Origin of the sequence: Caldimonas brevitalea (genome assembly GCF_001017435.1) — a bacterium.
Taxonomy (GTDB): Bacteria; Pseudomonadota; Gammaproteobacteria; order Burkholderiales; family Burkholderiaceae_C; genus Caldimonas; species Caldimonas brevitalea.
Window position 1 is genome coordinate 6,307,040 of the sequence record NZ_CP011371.1, and the last position, 17,154, is coordinate 6,324,193.

Sequence of the window (17,154 nt, forward strand, 5' to 3'; positions counted from 1 at the left end):
GCCGGCGCCATCGCGCGGCGGCCGGCGCTCAGTCGTCCGACTGCTTCAACGCCAGCGCCCGCTCGTAGAGCGCGTTGCGCGGCGCGCCGGTGACCTGGGCTGCCAGGGCCACCGCTTGTTTCATCGGCAGGGCCTCGACCAGGGCGCGCAGCACGGGCTCCGCCTGGCCGAGCGCGTCGGCCGGCGCCGCGCCGCCGGGGCGCGCATGCAGCACCAGCACGAACTCGCCCTTGCGCCGCATCGGGTCGCCGTCGAGCCAGCCGGGCAGCTCGGCCGCCGGCAAGGTGGTGACACTTTCGAACTGCTTGGTCAGCTCCCGACACACCGTGACCGGGCGAGTGCCGCAGGCAGCCGCCAGCGCCCGGCCGAGCGCCTCGATGCGGTGCGGCGCTTCGAACACGACCTGCGCCTCGGCACGCCCGGCGATCTCACGCAGGGCCTGCTCGAGTTCGCGCGGCTTGGCCGGCAGGAAACCGACAAACCGGAAGCCGCCCGGCTCGGTGTCGCCCGCCACGCTCAGCGCGGCGGTGGCGCTGCTGACGCCCGGCACCGCGACGACCCGCCAGCCGGCCTCGCGTACCGCCGCCACCAGTCGCGCTCCCGGGTCGGACACCGCCGGCGTGCCGGCGTCGCTGACATAGGCCACCCGCTCACCGGACGCAAGGCGCGCCAACACACCTTGCGCCGCCTCGCGCTCGTTGTGTTCGTGCACGGCCAGCAGCGGGCGCTCGATCCCGTAGTGGCGCAGCAGCCCGGCGGTGTGGCGGGTGTCTTCGCAGGCCACGGCGTCGACCAGGCCGAGCACGTGCAGCGCGCGCAACGTGATGTCTGCCAGGTTGCCGATCGGCGTCGCGACGACATACAAGGCGCTGGCGGGATAGTGCTGGCCGCCGGCCGCCTGGGCCGCCGCCTGAAGCAAGGACAAAGCCTCGATGGTCACGACGAAGGGCAATCCGAAGAAGAAGCTGGGGGACGCGGCCGAGACGCGAGCGCTTGCTCACTTGTGCCAGGCCGGGCTGGTGATGGTGCGGCGCAATTATCGCGTGGCGCTCGGCCCCCACCGCCCCGCCGGCGAAGTCGACCTGATCCTGCGCGAGCGCGACGGCACGCTGGTGTTCGTCGAAGTGCGGCAGCGCGCGAACCTGCGCCACGGCGGCGCCGCGGCGAGCGTGACGGCGGCCAAGCGCGGGCGTATCGTGCTCGCGGCGCGCCATTTCCTGGCGCCGCTCGCCTCGCCGCCGCCGTGCCGCTTCGACGTGGTCGCGATCGACGGCGAGCACCTGGAGTGGCTCAAGGGGGCCTTCGACGCCGGCTGATCCAGCCCGATCGCCCCTGATACCGCACGGGGGCGCGAATTGTGCCGGGTCCGGAACCGATTCGGCGGCCGAGAATCCCATTACGGTGACTTATCATCAGCGGCCATGCTGGAACAACGTATTCAACAACAGTTTTTCGAAAGCGCCGACCTGAAATACCAGGCGGCCGACCTGCTCGCGCGGCCGATCGCCGATGCGGTGCAGGCGGTGCTGGGCTGTTTGACAGCCGGTGGCAAGGTGCTCGCTTGCGGCAACGGCGGTTCGGCCAGCGACGCGCAGCACTTCGCCGCCGAGTTCGTCGGCCGCTTCGAACGTGAGCGCCCGGGCCTTGCCGCCATCGCGCTGACCACCGACACCTCCATCCTGACCGCGATCGGCAACGACTACGACTTCGGCCAGGTGTTCTCGAAGCAGGTGCAGGCGCTGGGCCAGCCGGGCGACGTGCTGATCGCGATGTCGACCAGCGGCAATTCCGCCAACGTGCTGGCGGCGGTGCAGGCCGCGCACGACAAGGAAATGACGGTGGTGGCCCTGACCGGGCGGGGCGGCGGCAAGATGAAGGATCTGCTGGCCGAGACCGACGTGCACATCTGCGTGCCGCACGAGCGCACCGCCCGCATCCAGGAAGTTCACATTCTGGCGCTGCACTGCCTGTGCGACGCCATCGACACGCAATTGCTCGGAGAACAGGACCACGCATGAGCCCAAAGGGCCACCCCCACTGCACTGAGACGGCACAGACCGCCCCTCAAATTCCCCCCTCCCCCCGTGTTTCGTTGCGGCTGCGCGCCTGGCAGCGCCCAGTGCTGGCCGCTGTGGCAGCCGCCTCGCTTGCCACCGCTTTGGCCGGCTGCGCCCCGCTGATCGTCGGCGGCGCGATGGTCGGCGGCATGATGCTGGCGATCGACCGCCGCACCTCCGGCGCCCAGATCGAAGACCAGACCATCGAGTTGAAGGCCGTGAACCGCATCCGCGACGCCGTCGGCGAGCGTGCGCATGTCAACGTCACGAGCTACAACCGCATGCTGCTGCTGACCGGTGAAGCACCGACCGAGCAGGACCGCCAGGCGATCGAGCAGACGGTGTCGCGGGTCGAGAACGTGCGCTCGCTCGTCAACGAGGTGGCGGTGACGCCCAACAGTTCGCTCAGCTCGCGCTCGAACGACGTGATCCTGGCCGGCAAGGTCAAGGCCACGCTGGTCGACGCGCGCGACCTGCAGGCCAACGCCTTCAAGGTGATCACCGAACGCGGCACCGTCTACCTGATGGGCCGGGTGACCGAGCGCGAAGCCAACCGCGGCGCCGAAGTTGCGCGCAGCGTGGCCGGCGTGCAGCGGGTCGTCAAGGTGTTCGAGATCCTGACCGAAGACGAACTCGCCCGCATCGTGCCAGCCTCGTCGTCGAACAAGGGCGCCACGCAGGGCACCACGCAGGGCGGCGCGGCCCAGTGAACGGGGCCGCCCGTTCGGGCGCTCCTCGCTGAAAAAGGCTCCCACGGGAGCCTTTTTTGTTGTGCTGACAATACCCGCGCGGCGAGCGCGGCCGCACCCCGCCCAGCAGATCTGGCAGGTCGCACTCGCGGGGCCAGACACTCTCAGGCCTCACGCCGTGCTGCAGCATCAAGTTGCAGATACACATTCATGCGTCATGACAATGGCGCCGAGTTGCCTGACCGTGTATCAACCTCACGATGCCCCTCGCCGACCTACCGTCTCGCCCGCAGCCCGTAGCTGCCCTGACCACCGCTGAGAAAGCGCGGCCGACTGGCCCCGCGCGGCCTTCGCAGCGCCACGTCACCACTGCTGTTTGCTGGCTTGCGCTGTTGCACCCGACACCTGCGTGGAGCCAAGGGTCCGTGCGCCCGGTGGCCTATGGTGAAGCGCTGGAACAGGCCTACGGCGTGTCCGGCACGGTGCAGGGCGCGCGGCTCGACGCGCAGGCCAGGCACTTGCAGGCCGAGGCGGTGGCCCACCTGAGCCGCCCGTCGCTGAGCCTGATAGGTTTCACCGGGCGGGTGTCGACGTCGTTCAACCTTGACACCTCGCCATTGGCCGGCGCGGTCAATCCCGTGCTCGGCGGGGTGGGCGCGGTGCTGCCGGGTGTGCAGGTGCCACCGATACCGAACAGCGTGTCGACCGAGCGCATCTCCAACCTCAACTCCCTGTGGTTGAGCAGCCTGTGGCCGCTGTACACCGCCGGGCGGCTGGACGCCGTGCACGGGCTGGCCGCCGGGCGCGCGGCCGAAGCGGAAGCCGACCGGCTGGACGCCGAGGACCAACAGGCCGCCGTGGTCGCGCAACGCTATTTCGCGGTGCAACTGGCACGCCGCGCCGCCGAGGTGCGAGCTGCAGCGACCACCGGCATTGCCGAACACCAGCGCATGGCCAGCCGGCTCGAAGCGACCGGGCTCATCGCGCGCTCCGAGCGCCTGCGCGCCGATGTCGCGCTCGACGCCGCGCGGCGTGACGAAGCGAAGGCCCGCAGTGACCTCGAAATCGCCCAGGTGGCGCTGGACCGGCTGCTCGCTTCACCCGAACGGGTGCAACCCACCACGCCGCTGTTCGTGCACTCGCAGCCGGTCGGCTCGCTGCAATCTTTCATTGAATCGGGGCAGTCCTTGCACCCGGCCTGGAAAAAGATCGACAGCAAACGCGAGCAAGCCGCCCAGGCCTTGAAGCTGCAAGGCAGCGAACACGCGCCGACCGTGACCGGGGTGGCCAACTACAACTTCAACCAGAGCGACAACCAGACGGTGCGGCCGAACTGGTTCCTCGGGGTGCTCCTGCACGTGCCGCTGGTGTCACGCGTCGACCGCGGCAAGACGCTGGCAGCGTCGCGACTGGAGCAGCAGCGCGTGGAGGTGACGGCCCAACAGGCGAGCCGCGACATCCCCACGCAGATCGAAAAGCAGTGGCGTGTGATGGACCATGCTCGCATCCAGTTTCTGTCGATGGGCTCGACCGTCGAGCTGGCGCAGGAAGACCTGCGGCTGCAGAGCGCTTCGTTCCAGCAGGGCCAGGCCACATCGGTGGACGTGACCGATGCGCGACTGCAGCTGGCGCGCGCGGAAATCGAGCGCGTCCAGGCCGCCTACGACTACGTCACGGCACTGGCCCAGCTGCTCGAGGCGAGCGGCCAACCGCACCGCCTGACCGAGCTGGCCGCCAAGGCCGACATCGTCGTTTCATCCGACGCCCGCTGACATTGCCACCACCACCACCATGCCAAGCTCCAGATCGAAACGTAGCGCCGTCGCAGCGCTGGTCGCCCTTGCCGTCCTCGGCGTGCTCGCCTGGGGCCTGTGGAAGGCCTTCGCGCCGCAGTCCCTCCCGCTGCAGGGGCAGATCGAGGCACAGGAGGTGCATGTCTCGGCCAAGATCCCCGGGCGGGTCGGACAGCTGCATGTGCAGCTGGGGCAGCAACTCAAAGCCGGGGACCTGGTGTTCGAACTCGACAGCCCCGAGGTGCAGGCCAAGGTCGTACAGGCCCGCGCGGCCCAGGAAGCGGCGCAGGCGGTGGCGGCCAAGGCCGACGCCGGCGCGCGGCCGGAAGAGATCGAGATGGCGCGCTCGAATTGGGAGCGCGCCGGCACCGGCGCCCGACTCGCCCGCACCACCTACCAGCGGGTGCAGGCGATGTACGACGAAGGGGTGCTGGCGCGCCAGAAGCGCGACGAAGCGGAGGCCCAGTGGCGCGCCGCGGAACAACAAGAACAGGCGGCCCGCGCGCAGTACGTGCTGGCGCGCAAGGGCGCACGCCGCGAAGACCAACAGGCCGCAAACGCCCAAGTGCGCCAGGTGGCCGGCGTGGTGACGGAGGCCGAGGTGGGCCTCGCGGAGACCCACATCAAGGCGCCGGTCGGCGGCGAGGTGAGCAAGATCCAGATCCAACCGGGTGAGCTGGCGCCGCAGGGGTTCCCGGTCGTGACCCTGGTCAACCTGTCCGATCTGTGGGCGGTGCTGCAAGTGCGCGAGGACGAGATGGCCGCCTATGCGATGGGGAGCGTGCACAGCGCCGAAGTGCCGGCGTTGAAGACGCGGGTTTCGTTCAAGGTCAGCTCGATCTCGGCGCTGCCCGATTTCGCCACCTGGCGCGCCGCCCGTCCCGGTGGCACGGACCTGCGCACCTTCGAGGTCCGGCTGCGGCCGACCGCCCATGCCGCGGCGCTGCGGCCGGGCATGAGCGTGGTCTTCCCGGCGCTGCTGTGAGGGCAGGTCGGCGGTGACAGCTCCCCCTACCCCGCGGCCCGGGCTGCACGCCGTGGTGCGGCGCGAATGGCGGCGCCTGCGCGGCGACTTCTGGGATCTGGGCATGCTGACCTGGATTCCTTTGTCGGTCTGTGCGCTGTGCTGGTGGATCTTCTCCGCGGGCGTGGCCCGCGACGTGCCGATCGCGGTGATCGACCAGGACCGCTCGGCGTTGTCACGCTCGCTGGTGCGCATGCTCGATGAATCCCCCGGCATCGCGGTCGTCGCGCAGGCGCGCAGCCAGGCCGAGGCGATGCAGCTGTTGCGCGAGCGCCGCGCGTTCGGCACGCTGTGGATTCCCGACGACCTCCAGCAGCAGGCCGTCGCAGGGCGGTCGGCCACCGTGCATTGGTTCTACAACGGCCAGTTTTCGGCCCATGTCGGCGCCCTGACACGTGACGTGCGCACGGTGGTGACGGCCTTCTCGGGCGGCATCGAACTCGCCGCGCGCGAAAAGCGCGGCAGTTCGACACCGCAGGCGCGGCAGCAGTTCGAGCCCATCCGGCTGCAGCTGGCAACGCTGTTCAACGAAAACGCCAACTACGAGGCCTTCCTCGCCCTCGCGGTGATCCCGTCGATGCTGCAGATCTTCATCGCACTGGCCGCCGTGACGGCCATCGGGCGTGAACTAAAGGCGGGCAGCGTGCCGCAATGGCTGGCTGCGGCGGGCCAGCGCTGGAGCACCGCCGTGGCGGGCAAACTGCTGATCCCGGCGCTGGCCTTCTTCGCACAGTCGCTGCTGTTCGTGCTGTTCTTCGCCGGGGTGCGCGGCTGGGCCATCGAAGGGAGTGCCCTCGCGGTCCTGGTCGGCCTGCTGCTGCTCGTCGCCGCCTACCTCGGCGTCGGCACCCTGATGATTGCTGCCACGCTGTCACTGCGGGCGGCCTTGTCGGTTGCCGCCTTCGTCACCGCCCCGGCCTTCGCTTTCTCGGGCCAAGGGTTTCCGCTGCTGGCCATGCCACCGCTCGCGCGTGGCTGGGCCGAGGCCTTGCCGCTGACCCATTACCTGCAATTGCAGAGCCGCCACTGGCTGGCCGGTGCGCCTTTCGGCTATGGCTTCGGCGAGATGGCGGTGCTGGCCGGCACCACCGTGCTGACCGGCGGGTTGGGGCTGTGGCTGCTGCAACGCCGAGCGCCACGGGCCACCGCGTGGGGGCGCTTGTGAGCGGCCCGCTGCGGCGCTGCGCAACGGCCTTCGTGCAGACCTGGCGCGCCGTGCTGCACGACGCTGGCGCCCTCACGCTGCTGTTCGTTGCGACGCTCATCTACTCGTTCTTCTACCCGCTGCCCTACAGTGCCGAGCAGGTCCAGCGCGTCCCGGTGGTGGTGGTCGACCAGGACCGCAGCGCCTTGTCGCGGCAGATCACACGTTATGCGCAGGCCCACCCTTCGGTCTCGGTCATCGAGGTGACGCCCGACCTGGCGGAGGCGCAACACCGCCTCTGGCGCCATGAAAGCGCCGGCACGCTGTTCCTGCCCACCGGCCTGCAAAGCAAGGTGCAAAGCGGCCGGGAGGCCGAAGTCGAGGTGGCCGGCAACGGCGTCTACCTGTTGCTCAACAAGGCGGCGCTGAACGGGCTGGCCGACGCGGTGGGCACGGTGTCGGCGGGCATCGAGGTCAAGCGCTTGTCGGCTGCGTCACCGTCAGGCGCGCAGACCCTGGCGCAGCGCCAGCCGATCGGCCTGAACGCGGTGGCGCTGTTCAACGTGCGAGAAGGCTACGGTGCCTACATCGTGCCGGGCGTCGCGGTGCTGATCTTGCAGCAGACCCTGCTGCTGGCGATCGCGTTGATGTTCGGCACCTGGGCCGAACGGGGCGGCTTTCCGGTCAGCCGCGATGGCGCCGGCTATGCCGGCATGCTGCTCGCGTTCGCCTCGGTGGCGCTCATCAACAGCGCCTACTACTTCGGCTGGGTGCTCTGGTGGCAGGACTATCCGCGCGGCGGCAATTTCGCCGGCCTGCTGGTGTTCGCGGTGCTGTTCGCCCTGTGCCTGGCCGCCTTCGGCATGCTGCTGGGCAGCTGGTTCGTGACGCGCGAGCGCGGCGGCCAGCTGCTGCTGTGCGTTGCGATGCCGTCGATTTTCCTGTCGGGGCTGTCATGGCCGGTCGAGGCCATGCCCGAGCTGCTGCGCTGGGCGCGGTGGCTGATGCCGTCGACGGCCGGCATCGAAGGTTTCATCGCCCTCAACCAGCTCGGCGCTCGGCTGCCGGAGGTGCGCCTCGAGGCCGCGGCCCTGTTGGCGCTGCTGGCCGCTTGCGTCCCGCTGGGGCTGTGGCGATGGCGGCGGCTGGCCCGCCGCGCCCTCAACCGAGCAGACGCCGGATGAGGCTCGAGGTGTCCCAGCGGCCGCCGCCTTGCGCCTGCACGTCGGCATAAAACTGATCCACCAGCGCCGTCACCGGCAGGCGGGCGCCATTGCGGCGCGCCTCGTCGAGGCACAGCCCGAGGTCTTTGCGCATCCAGTCCACCGCGAAACCGAAGTCGAAGCGGTCCTCGACCATGGTCGGCCCGCGGTGCTCCAGCTGCCAGCTCTGCGCCGCCCCCTTGCCGATCACGCCCAGCACCGCGTTCATGTCGAGCCCCGCCTTCTGGCCGAAGGCGATGGCTTCGCTCAAGCCCTGCAGCAGCCCGGCGATGCAGATCTGGTTGACCATCTTGGCGAGCTGTCCGGCGCCACTCGCGCCGAGCAGGGTGACCGCCTTCGCGTAGGCCATGGCCACCGGCTGCACCTTGGCGAAGGCCTCGGCGTCGCCGCCGCACATGACGGTCAGCACACCGTTTTGAGCACCGAGGTTGCCGCCGGACACCGGCGCGTCGATGAACGACAGGCCGCGCGCCTGCGCCACCGCACTCAGCTCGCGTGCCACATCGGCCGACGCCGTCGTGTGGTCGACGAACACCGCACCGGGCTTCATGCCGGCCAAGGCGCCCTGCTCGCCCAGCACCACACTGCGCAGGTCGTCGTCGTTGCCGACGCAGGCGAACACGATGTCGGCGTCGCGGGCCGCCTGGGCCGGCGTGGCGGCGCGTTCGCCGCCGTACTGCTGCACCCACTGCACCGCCTTGGCCTCGCTGCGGTTGTACACCGTCACCCGGTGGCCCGCGCGGGCGAGATGGCCAGCCATCGGGTGGCCCATGACACCGAGGCCGAGGAAGGCGACACGATGCGGGGCGATGGGGGCGTAGGTTTTTGTCTGGGTCATGGCACGCTCAAAAGCAAAACCCCAAGCGTACTACTCGTGCGCTTGGGGTTTGAGTGCAGCAGCGACGCCTGGCGAGGCCAGCGCGTGCCGACGGTTCAGACGATGGTCAGGTGCTCGGTGCCGGCGGCCAGGTCGGAGCTGCGGGCGCGGTTGCTGTTGAGCTTGATCTGCAGCCGCAGGTCGTTGACCGAGTCGGCATTGCGCAACGCGTCTTCGTAGGTGACCTGGTTGCCTTCGTAGAGGTCGAACAGCGACTGGTCGAAGGTCTGCATGCCCAGCTCGCGGCTCTTCTTCATGATCTCCTTGATCTCGGCGACTTCGCCCTTGAAGATCAGCTCGGAGATCAGCGGCGTGTTGAGCAGGATCTCGACCGCAGCGACCCGGCCCTTGCCCTCCTGGCGCGGCAGCAGACGCTGCGACACCATGGACTTGAGGTTGAGCGACAAGTCCATCAACAGCTGCGCCCGGCGCTCTTCGGGGAAGAAGTTGATGATGCGGTCGAGCGCCTGGTTGGCGCTGTTGGCATGCAGCGTGGCCATGCACAGGTGACCGGTCTCGGCGAAGGCCACCGCATGTTCCATCGTCTCGCGGTCGCGGATCTCGCCCATCAGGATCACGTCGGGCGCCTGCCGCAGCGTGTTCTTGAGCGCCTGGCCCCAGCCTTCGGTGTCGAGCCCGACTTCACGCTGCGTCACGATGCAGTTCTTGTGCGGATGCACGAACTCGACCGGATCTTCGATGGTGATGATGTGGCCGTACGAGTTTTCGTTGCGGTAGTCGACCATCGCCGCCAGCGTGGTCGACTTGCCGGAGCCGGTCGCCCCGACCAGGATGACCAGGCCACGCTTGGTCATCGTGACTTCCTTGAGCACCTGCGGCAGGCCCATCGCATCGATGTTGGGCAGCGTCTGCGGGATCACCCGCATCACCAGCCCGACCTGCCCCTGCTGCACGAAGGCGTTGACGCGGAAGCGGCCGACACCTTGGGGCGCGACTGCGAAATTGCATTCCTTGGTGCGCTCGAATTCGGCCGCCTGCTTGTCGTTCATGATCGAACGTGCCAGGGCCAGCGTGTGCTGGCCGGTCAGGGGCTGCGGCGACACCTTGGTGACGCGGCCGTCGACCTTGATCGCCGGCGGAAATTCAGCGGTCAGGAACAAGTCCGACCCGTTGCGGCTGATCATCAGGCGCAACAAGTCGTTGATGAATTTTGAAGCCTGGTCTCTTTCCATGCGTCAGTCCGGTTGGGAGAGCGAGAGCGAGAGAAGAAGAAATGCGAAAGAAGCAGCGAGTGGCGCGGAGGTGGCGACGCTCGGCTCAGCCGCGCGAGAGCACGGCGCTCAGGCGTGCGCTGACCTGACGCAAACGCAGCGACAGCCGCCGTGCCAGCGAGGCCAGCAGCGCGAGGCCGAGACGGGGCTCGTGGGTGATCATCGCGTCGAGGCCTTCGGCATCGACCACGGCCAGCACGCAAGGCGTGAGCGTGGTGCAGGCCGAAAACCGCGAACCGGCGTCGAGCAGCGACATCTCGCCCAGCATGTCGCCGGCCCGTGCCTCGGCCAGGCGGGCACGCCCGCCCCACGGCTGCACGCGGTCGACCGCGATGGTGCCGTCGAGGACGATCAGCATGTAGTCGCCCTGCTCGTCCTGGCCGATCACTTCCTGGTTGGCCGCCACCTGCACGAAGTCGAGGTACTCGCTCATGCGGTCCAGCTCGGACTTGTCGAGCGTGGCCACATAGCGGTCGACACCCCACAGCGCCGCGAACATGTCACGTCCGATGTCGCGGTCGTAAGGCGTGGCGCCGATTTCCTGCGCGCGCGCCTGCCAGGTCTTGGCCTGCTGCGTGTCGTCGAGCCGCTCCTGGAACATGGTCGAGAAGAAGCCGGTATCGTCGGGCGCCGCGGCGTTTTCGCCGGCGCCCGGCTCGGGCGCTTGGCCACCCTTGAGCTTGTCGATCAGTTTCTTCATCGCATGTGAGGCGTTGCGGCCTTCGGTGGCGTGGCGTGGCGAGGCAGCAGTGCCGTCAGCCCGGGAAGTTCTCGGGGAACTTGGCCTTGGTACGCGCCTCGGAGGGCGAGATGACGTTACGTCGCACCAGGTCGGCCAGGTTCTGGTCGAGCGTCTGCATGCCCATGCTGTTGCCGGTCTGGATGGCCGAGTACATCTGGGCGATCTTGTTCTCGCGGATCAGGTTGCGCACCGCGGCCGTGCCGAGCATGACCTCGTGTGCAGCGACACGGCCCGAGCCGTCCTTCAGCTTGCACAGCGTCTGCGAGATGATCGCGACGACCGATTCGGACAGCATTGCGCGCACCATCTCTTTCTCGGCCGCCGGGAACACGTCGACCACCCGGTCGATGGTCTTGGCGGCACTCGAGGTGTGCAACGTGCCGAACACCAGGTGGCCGGTTTCGGCGGCGGTCAGGGCCAAACGGATGGTTTCGAGGTCGCGCATCTCGCCGACCAGGATCGCGTCCGGGTCCTCGCGCAGTGCGGAGCGCAAGGCATTGCTGAAGCTGAGCGTGTGCGGGCCGACTTCACGCTGGTTGATCAAGCACTTCTTCGACTCGTGCACGAACTCGATCGGGTCTTCGACCGTCAGCACGTGGCCGTACTCGCTCTCGTTCAAGTGGTTGACCATCGCGGCCAGCGTGGTCGACTTGCCCGAGCCGGTGGGCCCGGTGACCAGCACCAGGCCGCGCGGCTTGAGTGCCAGCTCGGCGAAGATCTTCGGCGTGTTGAGCTGCTCGAGCGTCAGGATCTTCGACGGGATGGTGCGGAACACCGCCCCCGCGCCGCGGTTCTGGTTGAACGCGTTGACGCGGAAACGGGCCAGGCCCTGGATCTCGAACGAGAAATCGCACTCGAGCGTCTCTTCGTAGGCCTTGCGCTGCGAGTCGTTCATGATGTCGTACACCATGTCGTGCACCTGCTTGTGCTCGAGCGGGTCGACATTGATGCGGCGCACGTCGCCATGGACGCGGATCATCGGCGGCAGCCCGGCCGACAGGTGCAAGTCGGAGGCTTTGTTTTTGACGGAGAACGCCAACAGCTGGGTGATGTCCATGTTCCTCTGGGGGGGCGCTGCAGGGCGGCAGAAGGGTTAAGCTCGTGCCATTATGGCGACGATTGCTGCGAACATACAACAAGTCCAAGACCGAATTGCGGCGTCCTGTCAAGAGGCCGGGCGTGCCGTGGAAAGCGTCACGCTGCTGGCGGTCAGCAAGACCTTCCCGGCCCCGGCGGTGCGCGAGGCGGTGGCCTGCGGACTCCACCGTTTCGGCGAGAACTATGTCCAGGAAGCGCTCGACAAGATGGAAGCGCTCGCCGACCTTCGCGACCGGCTCGAATGGCATCTGATCGGGCCGCTGCAGAGCAACAAGACCCGGGTGGTGGCCGAGCACTTCGATTGGGTGCACAGCGTGGACCGGCTGAAGATCGCCGAACGCCTGTCGGCGCAGCGCCCGTCGCACCTGCCCCCGCTGCAGATCTGTTTGCAGGTCAACATCAGCGGCGAGGCCAGCAAAAGCGGGCTGAACCCTGACGAGGTGGCGGCGACGGCGCAGGCTGTGGCCGCCCTGCCCGGCCTGCGGCTGCGCGGCCTGATGGCGATTCCGGAACCCGCCGAGACGCTGCCGGCACAGCGCCAACCCCATGCGGCGCTGCGCCGCTTGTTGGAGCAGTTGCGCGCTCAGGGACTGGCACTGGACACCTTGTCGATGGGCATGACGGCCGACCTCGAAGCCGCGGTGCTCGAGGGCGCGACCATCGTGCGTGTCGGGACGGCGATCTTCGGCAGCCGGCCGCCGGTGCCGCGAGGCTGACCAGGCGAACGGCGCCGGCTGCGGCGCCGCCCGGGCCGGCCTCAGATCGGCAGCAGATTGGTGTTCTTCACCTCTTCCATCACCGCATAGGTGTGGGTCTCGCGCACCCCCGGCAGCGACCAGATGACCGAGCCGATCAACTCGCGGTAGGCCTGCATGTCGGCCACCCGGGTCTTGATCAGGTAGTCGAAGCCGCCGGCCACCAGGTGGCATTCCAGGATCTCCGGGCGCGATTGCACGGCCGCCTTGAAGGCATTCATCACGTCGGGCGTGGTGCGGTCGAGCACCACTTCGACGAACACCATCATGCTGGCGCTCAGCTTCTGGGGATTGAGCCGGGCCTCGTAGCCGAGGATGTAGCCCTCGCGGGTGAGCCGCTTGACGCGTTCGAGCACGGCGGTCGGTGACAAATGCACCGCTTCGGCCAACTTGAGGTTGGCAATGCGCCCATCCTGCTGCAACACGCGCAATATCTTGCGGTCGATCTTGTCGAGATCGTTGAATTCCGCCGACCCGTTTTTCATGATTTATTTTCCTCTGTCTCCGTCTTTCTTATTGGTGAATGATGCTAGGGGAATCCTCATAACCTAGCAAGTCATGCAAAACCCTGAGGCATATTCGATGTCCACCCCTGTTCGCTTCACCGCGCCGCCCGAGCGCATGCGCCTGCCCGCCCCCGACCGTCCCGAGGCGGAGGTGGTCAAGCAGTTGCAGCAGCAGCCCGCCTTGCCGTGGGAGCAGGTGAAGGCGACAGCGGCGCCCTGGGTGAAAGCGGTGCGCGAGCGGCCGGCGCCGTTCTGGGCGATGGAATCGCTGCTGAAGGAGTACCCACTGTCGACCACCGAGGGCCTGGCGCTGATGCGATTGGCCGAGGCCTTGCTGCGGGTCCCCGATGTCGACACCGCGATGGCGCTGACGGCCGACCAGCTGGGGCGCGCCAGCTTCGACAAGGCCGGGGCCAGCGACCACCCGGTGCTGTCGAACCTGTCGGCCAACGTGATCGCCCTGAGCAAGAAACTGCTGCCCGGCGATGCCCAGAAGCAGCCGGGACTGCTGCAGCGACTGGGCGCCCAGACCGTGGTGGGCGCAGCGGTGCGGGCCCTGCAGCTGTTGGGACGCCAGTTCGTGCTGGGCCGCAACATCGCCGAGGCGCAGCGTGAAGCGCAATCGCAGCGACGCGAGCAGGCGACGCTGTGCTTCAGCTTCGACATGCTGGGCGAAGGCGCCCGCACCGAGCACGACGCCGAGCGGTATCTCGCGTCCTACCGCCACGCGATCGAGCAGATCGCGCGGGAACGCCGCACCGATGCCCGCCCCGAGACCGGCGACGGCATTTCGATCAAGCTGAGCGCCTTGTTCTCACGCTATGAAGCGTCGCAGCGCGAGCGGGTTTTCGCGGTGCTGTTGCCCCGCGTCTGGTCCTTGGTCGAGCTGGCGGCGCAGGCCCATCTCAACCTGACCATCGACGCCGAAGAAAGCGAGCGGCTCGAACTGTCGCTCGACGTGTTCGAGGCGTTGGCCGCGCAGATCGCGCAGCACCATCCGCAATGGCAGGGGTTCGGCCTTGCGGTGCAGGCCTACCAGACGCGCTCGCTCGCGGTGGTCGAGGAAGTCGCCCGCATCGGCCGCGAGCACGGCCTGCGGCTGATGGTGCGGCTGGTCAAGGGCGCCTACTGGGACGGCGAGATCAAACGGGCTCAGGAACTGGGCCTGGCCGGCTACCCGGTGTTCACCCGCAAGGAACACACCGACCTCGCCTATCTGGCCTGCGCCCAGGCGCTGCTGTCGCATGCGCCGGCCCTCTATCCGCAGTTCGCCACGCACAACGCCGGCACCGTTGCCGCCATCCTGCGCCTGGCCGCCGCGCGGCCGGTGCCGTTCGAAATGCAACGCCTGCACGGCATGGGCGAGAGCCTCTACCGCGAGGTGCTGCAGCACGAGCGTGTCACGCTGCGCGTCTATGCGCCGGTGGGCGAGCACCGCGACCTGCTGGCCTATCTTGTGCGGCGCCTGCTGGAGAACGGCGCCAACTCGTCCTTCGTGCACCAACTGGCCGACGAGCAGGTACCGATCGACACCCTGCTGGCATCGCCGCTGCACCCGCCGGCACGGCCCGGGCTGCCGCTGCCCTTGGCCCTCTATGGTGCCGAGCGCCGCAACTCGCGCGGTGTCGACCTCGCCTGCCAGGCCGAACGCGAACCCTTGTTCGCGGCGCTGCGCAGTGCGGCCGTGCCGCCGGTTGCCGAGGCCACGCCGGAACAGGTGGCGCAGGCGATGCAGCAACTGCACGCGCAGTGCGAACGCTGGGACGCGGTGCCGGTGACCGAGCGCGCCGCGGTGCTGCGACGTGCCGGCGACGCCCTCGAGTCGGCCCTGCCCGAGTTTTGCGGCCTGCTGGTGCGCGAGGCCCACAAGGTGATGGCGGATGCCGTCTCGGAGGTGCGCGAGACGGTGGACTTCCTGCGCTACTACGCGGCGCAAGCCGAGCAGCGTTTGGTGCCGTTGACCTTGCCGGGGCCCACCGGCGAGTCGAACCAGCTGCACCTGCGCGGCCGCGGTGTGTTCGTCTGCATCAGCCCGTGGAACTTCCCGCTCGCGATCTTCACCGGTCAGGTGGTGGCGGCGCTGGTCGCCGGCAACCCGGTGGCCGCCAAACCCGCGGAGCAGACACCGGCAGTGGCACGCCGTATGGTCGAGCTGCTGCACCAGGCCGGCATCCCGCGGGAAGTGCTGCAACTGCTGCACGGCCCGGGCGAGACCGTGGGCGCGGCCTTGGTACGCGATGCGCGCTGCGCGGGGGTCGCCTTCACCGGCTCGACGCAGGTGGCCAAGCTCATCCAGCGCAGCCTCGCCGAGAAGGACGGGCCGATCGTGCCGCTGATCGCCGAGACCGGCGGCATCAACGCGATGGTGGTCGACTCGACCGCCCTGCCCGAGCAAGTGGTCGACGCGGTGGTGCAAAGCGCCTTCCGCTCGGCCGGGCAGCGCTGCTCGGCACTGCGGCTGCTGTGTGTGCATGACCGCATCGCCGATGGCGTGCTCGAGATGCTCGGCGGCGCGATGCACGAGCTGGTGGTCGGCGACACGTCCGTCTGGGCCACGGATGTGGGGCCGGTGATCGATGCCGAAGCACACGAGGGCATCGGGCGGCAGCTGGTACGGCTGGACCGTGAAGCCCGGTTGATCGCCCGCACGCCGGTCCCGGAGGGGCTGAACGGCCACTACATCGCCCCGGTCGCCTACGAACTGCAGCGCATCGCCGACGTACGCCAGGAGATCTTCGGCCCGGTGCTGCACGTGGTGCGATGGGGCGGCGCTGAAGGGCCGACACTCGACGCCCTGATCCAGCAGATCAACACGCTCGGCTACGGCCTCACGCTGGGTGTGCAGACGCGCATCGACGGACGCGCCCACCAGATCGCCGAGCGCGCCCGCGTCGGCAACGTCTACGTCAACCGCAACATGATCGGTGCAGTGGTGGGCGTGCAGCCCTTCGGCGGCGAAGGCCTGAGCGGCACCGGCCCCAAAGCGGGCGGGCCGCACTATCTGCCGCGCTTCTGCGCCGAGCAGACGGTGACGATCAACACTGCGGCAGCCGGCGGCAATGCGACGTTGCTCGCAGGCGGCTTCTGACCTCGCGGCGGCATTCGTTCCGTACACTTCGGCCATGAACCGAACCGACAAGATCGCCTTCATCGGCGGGGGCAACATGGCCTCCGCCATCATCGGCGGGCTGCGCAGCAGCGGCCGCGACGCGGCCGACCTGCTGGTGGTCGAGCCCAGCGCCGAGCAGCGCCAACGCCTGGCCACCGAGCACGGCGTGCAGGCGGCCGAAGCGGCCACCGCCGCCCTCTCGGAGGCCACCGTGGTGGTGTGGGCCGTCAAGCCTCAGCTGTTCCAGACCGCCGCGGCGCCGTGCCGTGCTCATGTGGCGAACGCCCTGCAACTCAGCGTGATGGCCGGCATCCGCAGCGATGCGATGGCCACCGCCACCGGGAGCACGCGGGTGGTGCGGGCGATGCCCAACACGCCGGCGCTGATCGGGCGCGGCGTCTCGGGCCTGTACGCCCGGGCGGAGGTCAGCGCCGCTGAGCGCGAGGCGGTCGAGCGCCTGCTGGCCCCCACCGGCGCCACGGTGTGGGTGGCGCAGGAGTCCGATCTCGACGCGGTGACGGCGTTGTCGGGATCGGGGCCGGCCTATGTGTTCTATTTCATCGAGGCGATGATCGAGGCGGCGCAGTCGATGGGCCTGAGCGCCGAGCAAGGCCGCCAGCTGGCGCTGGCCACCTTTGGCGGGGCAACCGAACTGGCCCAACGCTCGAGCGACCCGCCCCAGGTGCTGCGCGACCGTGTCACGTCCAAGGGCGGCACCACCTACGCGGCGCTCACGTCACTCGAGCGCGACGATGTGAAGACGGCGTTCGTGCGCGCGATGGCCGCCGCACGACAACGCGCGCGTGAACTCGGCGACGAGTTCGGCGGCTGAAGAACCGCAACGCTGAACCGGTCGGGCCGCTGATGGGCCCGCAGACCTGCCGTCCCGCCGCCTTTTCAAACGT

Annotated in this window: 16 protein-coding genes; 10 read left to right on the forward strand and 6 right to left on the reverse strand. The window is 68.8% G+C overall.

The annotated features are described in order from the left end of the window. Nucleotides 1–28: 28 nt before the first annotated feature. Nucleotides 29–940: a 16S rRNA (cytidine(1402)-2'-O)-methyltransferase gene (rsmI, locus tag AAW51_RS26890; protein WP_047197077.1), complete on the reverse strand. Its 912-nt coding sequence runs from the start codon at nucleotides 938–940 to the stop codon at nucleotides 29–31. On the opposite strand from rsmI, the gene AAW51_RS26895 reads away from it, so the two are divergent. From AAW51_RS26895 to AAW51_RS26925, 7 genes are all read left to right on the forward strand, one after another. Continuing rightward, nucleotides 933–1,316, forward strand: coding sequence for a YraN family protein (locus AAW51_RS26895; RefSeq protein ID WP_047197078.1), 384 nt, complete (start codon nucleotides 933–935; stop codon nucleotides 1,314–1,316). The genes rsmI and AAW51_RS26895 overlap by 8 nt on opposite strands. Before the next feature lie 105 nt (nucleotides 1,317–1,421). After that, entirely contained in the window at nucleotides 1,422–2,018 is a 597-nt protein-coding gene (locus AAW51_RS26900) for a phosphoheptose isomerase (RefSeq protein WP_047197079.1), read from the forward strand. A 101-nt stretch (nucleotides 2,019–2,119) separates the two neighbouring features. Next, a complete protein-coding gene (locus AAW51_RS26905; protein WP_238947704.1) occupies nucleotides 2,120–2,767 on the forward strand; it encodes a BON domain-containing protein in 648 nt (215 codons plus the stop codon). Nucleotides 2,768–3,171: 404 nt separating this feature from the next. Then, nucleotides 3,172–4,518: a TolC family protein gene (locus AAW51_RS26910; RefSeq protein ID WP_238947705.1), complete on the forward strand. Its 1,347-nt coding sequence runs from the start codon at nucleotides 3,172–3,174 to the stop codon at nucleotides 4,516–4,518. Between the two features lie 19 nt (nucleotides 4,519–4,537). Then, nucleotides 4,538–5,524: an HlyD family secretion protein gene (locus tag AAW51_RS26915; RefSeq protein WP_047197081.1), complete on the forward strand. Its 987-nt coding sequence runs from the start codon at nucleotides 4,538–4,540 to the stop codon at nucleotides 5,522–5,524. A gap of 13 nt (nucleotides 5,525–5,537) precedes the next feature. Then, nucleotides 5,538–6,728 carry an ABC transporter permease gene (locus tag AAW51_RS26920; RefSeq protein WP_238947706.1) on the forward strand — a complete coding sequence of 397 codons (1,191 nt, stop codon included), beginning with the start codon at nucleotides 5,538–5,540 and terminating at the stop codon, nucleotides 6,726–6,728. Next, on the forward strand, nucleotides 6,725–7,891 hold the full coding sequence (locus tag AAW51_RS26925) for an ABC transporter permease (protein WP_053014065.1): 1,167 nt from the start codon (nucleotides 6,725–6,727) through the stop codon (nucleotides 7,889–7,891). Before AAW51_RS26920 ends, AAW51_RS26925 begins: the two co-directional genes overlap by 4 nt. Here AAW51_RS26925 and AAW51_RS26930 read toward each other — a convergent pair. From AAW51_RS26930 to AAW51_RS26945, 4 genes are all read right to left on the reverse strand, one after another. Next, nucleotides 7,869–8,768: an NAD(P)-dependent oxidoreductase gene (locus AAW51_RS26930; RefSeq protein WP_047197082.1), complete on the reverse strand. Its 900-nt coding sequence runs from the start codon at nucleotides 8,766–8,768 to the stop codon at nucleotides 7,869–7,871. The genes AAW51_RS26925 and AAW51_RS26930 overlap by 23 nt on opposite strands. 95 nt (nucleotides 8,769–8,863) lie before the next feature. Then, nucleotides 8,864–10,000: a PilT/PilU family type 4a pilus ATPase gene (locus AAW51_RS26935; protein WP_047197083.1), complete on the reverse strand. Its 1,137-nt coding sequence runs from the start codon at nucleotides 9,998–10,000 to the stop codon at nucleotides 8,864–8,866. An 85-nt stretch (nucleotides 10,001–10,085) separates the two neighbouring features. Continuing rightward, on the reverse strand, nucleotides 10,086–10,739 hold the full coding sequence (locus AAW51_RS26940; RefSeq protein WP_047197084.1) for a cyclic nucleotide-binding domain-containing protein: 654 nt from the start codon (nucleotides 10,737–10,739) through the stop codon (nucleotides 10,086–10,088). Between the two features lie 55 nt (nucleotides 10,740–10,794). Then, entirely contained in the window at nucleotides 10,795–11,838 is a 1,044-nt protein-coding gene (locus AAW51_RS26945; RefSeq protein ID WP_047197085.1) for a type IV pilus twitching motility protein PilT, read from the reverse strand. 52 nt (nucleotides 11,839–11,890) lie between these two features. On the opposite strand from AAW51_RS26945, the gene AAW51_RS26950 reads away from it, so the two are divergent. After that, a complete protein-coding gene (locus AAW51_RS26950; RefSeq protein WP_047197086.1) occupies nucleotides 11,891–12,595 on the forward strand; it encodes a YggS family pyridoxal phosphate-dependent enzyme in 705 nt (234 codons plus the stop codon). A gap of 41 nt (nucleotides 12,596–12,636) precedes the next feature. Here the strand turns inward: AAW51_RS26950 and AAW51_RS26955 are convergent, their stop codons facing one another. Next, nucleotides 12,637–13,119, reverse strand: coding sequence for an Lrp/AsnC ligand binding domain-containing protein (locus tag AAW51_RS26955; protein ID WP_047197087.1), 483 nt, complete (start codon nucleotides 13,117–13,119; stop codon nucleotides 12,637–12,639). Nucleotides 13,120–13,216: 97 nt separating this feature from the next. Between AAW51_RS26955 and AAW51_RS26960 the strand changes: the two genes are divergently transcribed. Both AAW51_RS26960 and proC read left to right on the forward strand, forming a co-directional pair. Further along, the gene (locus AAW51_RS26960) at nucleotides 13,217–16,228 is read left to right on the forward strand and encodes an L-glutamate gamma-semialdehyde dehydrogenase (protein ID WP_238947707.1); all 3,012 of its coding nucleotides are present in this window, start codon (nucleotides 13,217–13,219) and stop codon (nucleotides 16,226–16,228) included. Nucleotides 16,229–16,262: 34 nt separating this feature from the next. After that, complete coding sequence (proC, locus tag AAW51_RS26965) at nucleotides 16,263–17,081, forward strand: pyrroline-5-carboxylate reductase (protein ID WP_047197088.1); 819 nt, start codon at nucleotides 16,263–16,265, stop codon at nucleotides 17,079–17,081. The last annotated feature ends 73 nt before the right edge of the window (nucleotides 17,082–17,154 follow it).